This is a genomic window from Nocardioides sp. (assembly GCF_035429765.1).
Taxonomy (GTDB): domain Bacteria; phylum Actinomycetota; class Actinomycetes; order Propionibacteriales; family Nocardioidaceae; genus Nocardioides.
Window position 1 is genome coordinate 12678 of record NZ_DAOMFK010000056.1, and the last position, 3094, is coordinate 15771.

A 3094-nucleotide genomic window follows, 5' to 3' on the forward strand; every position below is an offset into this window, starting at 1 on the left:
ATGCCACCGGGGGAAGAGCCGCCCTCGGCCAGAAATGGGGGTGGGGTTCGGGTCGAGGACGGCTCGGTCTCCGGGACACTCCACAGAAGCGTCGAAGCCGTCCTCGCCAGCCCCCATGAGCCCCCATTGGCAAGGACGGCCTCCACTGGTTGCCACCTTAGGGCAACCTTCCCTGGGGCGAAAGGGGCAAGAGCCGAATGCCCTGGCCGGGGGTGTCGGTGCCGGACGCCACGGTCCAAGCCATGCACCGCGACGGACGGGCCACGGTCGAGGAAGCCGCCCCGGGTGCTCACTTCAGGAACTTGGAGAAGTCCTTGGGCAGGTCCAGCGCGGCAGCGGCCTGCTCGTAGTCGATCTGCTCCCCTGCCGGTGTGCCGAACGGGTTGGCCGCCGGCGCGGCCGCCGCCCGCTCCTGCCGCGCCTTGGCCTCGGCGGCCGCCTTCGCGGGGTTCCCGGAGACCCGGCGGCCCTTGGCCGGCTTGGCCTTGGGCTTGTTCCGTCGGCCGCCCGCTGCGGCCGTGCCGGGCATGCCGGGAAGCCCCGGCATGCCGCCGCCGCGGGCGAAGGACTGCATCATCTTGCGGGCCTCGAAGAACCGGTCGACCAGCTGGTTGACGTCGGAGACCTGTCGGCCCGAGCCCCGGGCGATCCGGGCGCGCCGTGACCCGTCGATGATCTTGGGGTTGGCCCGCTCGGCAGGGGTCATCGACTGGATGATCGCCTGGATCCGGTCGATCTCGCGCTCGTCGAAGTTCTCCAGCTGCGAGCGGAACTGGCCCATGCCGGGCAGCATGCCCATGATCTTCGACATCGAGCCCAGCTTGCGGACCTGCTGCATCTGCTGCAGGAAGTCGTCGAGGGTGAAGTCGCCGCCCTTGCCGGTGAGCTTCTCCGCGGCCTTGAGCGCCTGCTCCTGGTCGAAGGTCTTCTCGGCCTGCTCGATCAGGGTGAGCATGTCGCCCATGCCGAGGATGCGGGAGGCCATCCGGTCGGGGTGGAAGACGTCGAAGTCGGTCATCTTCTCGCCGGCGGAGGCGAACATGACCGGTTTGCCGGTCACCGAGGCGACCGACAGCGCGGCGCCGCCACGGGCGTCACCGTCGAGCTTGGTGAGCACGACGCCGTCGTAGCCGACCCCATCCAGGAAGGCCAGCGCCGTGGTCACGGCGTCCTGGCCGACCATCGCGTCGACGACGTAAAGGACCTCGTCGGGGTGCACCGCGTCACGGATGTCGGCCGCCTGCTGCATCATCTCGGCATCGACGCCGAGGCGGCCGGCGGTGTCCACGATCACGACGTCGTGCAGGGTGTGCCGGGCGTGGGCCACCGAGTCGCGGGCGACCTGCACCGGGTCCCCCACCCCGTTGCCGGGCTCCGGCGCGAACACCGGCACCCCCACCCGCTCGGCGTTCACCTGAAGCTGGTTGACCGCGTTGGGACGCTGCAGGTCAGCGGCGACCAGCAGCGGCGTCTTGCCCTGCTCCTTCAGCCACAGGGCCAGCTTGGCGGCGAGCGTGGTCTTGCCGGTGCCCTGGAGGCCGGCCAGCATGACCACGGTGGGGCCGGTCTTCGCGTAGCGCAGGCGGCGGGTCTCGCCGCCGAGGATGCGGATGAGCTCCTCGTCGACGATCTTGACGATCTGCTGGGCCGGGTTGAGGGCCTGGCTGACCTCCTCGCCACGGGCCCGCTCACGGACGGCGGCCACGAACTCCTTGACCACCGGGAGCGCCACGTCCGCCTCGAGCAGCGCGATGCGGATCTCGCGGGTGGTCGCGTCGATGTCGGCCTCGGACAGCTTGCCCTTGCCACGCAGGGTCTTGAACGTGTCGGCGAGCCGGTCGGAGAGCGTGGCGAACAAAGGTGGTCCTCGGCTGGTCAGAACGGTGGGAACGGCCGGGCGCGGCCGAGGGTCAAGGGTAACCGGGGACGCCGGGCCACACGAACCCGTCGGGCATGATGACGTCCATGTCCTCTCCCCTCGACCCGGTGACCTGGCCGGTCCGGACCGACCGGCTCGAGATCAGCCGGGCCGTGGCGGGGGACGCGGCCACCACCTGGCCGTTCCGCCGGCTCCCCGAGGTGACCGAGTGGATGACCGCCGCACCCGCCACGCTGGCGGAGTACGCCGCGCGGTTCACCGCCCCTCCACGGCTGGACAAGACGCTGGTCGTCCGGCTCGACGGCACCGTCGTCGGCGACCTGATGCTGGCGGTGGAGGACGGCTGGGCCCAGGTGGAGGTAGCCGACAGGGCTCGAGAGGTGCAGGCCGAGATCGGCTGGTGCCTGGACCCGGCGTACCAGGGTCGTGGGCTGGCCACCGAGGCGGTGGCCGCGCTGCTGGCGGTCTGCTTCGAGGGCCTGGGGCTGCGCCGGGTGACGGCGAACTGCTTCGCCGACAACGTGGCGTCCTGGCGGCTGATGGAGCGGCTCGGCATGCGTCGGGAGACCCATACGCGGCAGGAGTCGCTGCACCGGTCCGGCCGGTGGCTCGACGGCCTGGGCTACGCCCTGCTGGCCGAGGAGTGGCGCGGCGGAAGGCACTGATGCGTGCCGCCCCGGGCGGGTGCGCCTCGGCGTACGGTGGGCGGGGTGGAGATCGCGGTCCAGGTACTGGCCGGCACCCTGATGGTGCTGGGAACCGTGCTGGGTCTGGTGTGGTTCCAGCGGTCCCTGGACCGGCCCGGCGGCCGCGCCGGGCTGGGCGGGATCGGCGACGCGTTCGGCAACCTCACCGACGTCTTCGAGCCGGGCCAGGCGCGGGCGGCCCGCGAGATCAGGCGTCACCAGGACGCAGGGCCGGTCTCGCGCACCCCCGACGACGAGGACGACGAGCCGCTGCTGCTGCTCAGCCACCCCGACGGCACCCCCCGGTCGGTCCAGGTGCGCTCCACCTCCCGGCTGCGACTCGCCCCGATGACCCGTGAGCACGCTCTCGACGTCTGCACCTGGCGCTACCCGCCGCCCTACGACTGCTACGACATGACCGACGCCGACCCGGACGTGCTCGCCTCCCCCGAAGGCGGCTACCACGCGGTGCTGGACGGCGGCCGGCTGATCGGGTTCCGCTGCTTCGGTGCCGAGGGCCGCGTCCCGG

2 protein-coding genes and 1 pseudogene are annotated in these 3094 nt (G+C 71.9%); 2 read left to right on the forward strand and 1 reads right to left on the reverse strand.

The window, feature by feature from the left end:
* Positions 1 to 289 precede the first annotated feature (289 nt).
* The gene (gene ffh / locus PLP61_RS07555; RefSeq protein ID WP_324501891.1) at positions 290 to 1858 is read right to left on the reverse strand and encodes a signal recognition particle protein; all 1569 of its coding nucleotides are present in this window, start codon (positions 1856 to 1858) and stop codon (positions 290 to 292) included.
* A 107-nt stretch (positions 1859 to 1965) separates the two neighbouring features.
* Between ffh and PLP61_RS07560 the strand changes: the two genes are divergently transcribed.
* Together PLP61_RS07560 and PLP61_RS07565 are read left to right on the forward strand one after the other, a co-directional pair.
* On the forward strand, positions 1966 to 2544 hold the full coding sequence (locus PLP61_RS07560; RefSeq protein ID WP_324501893.1) for a GNAT family N-acetyltransferase: 579 nt from the start codon (positions 1966 to 1968) through the stop codon (positions 2542 to 2544).
* 45 nt (positions 2545 to 2589) lie between these two features.
* Positions 2590 to 3094, forward strand: a pseudogene (locus tag PLP61_RS07565) (hypothetical protein); the annotation flags it as partial.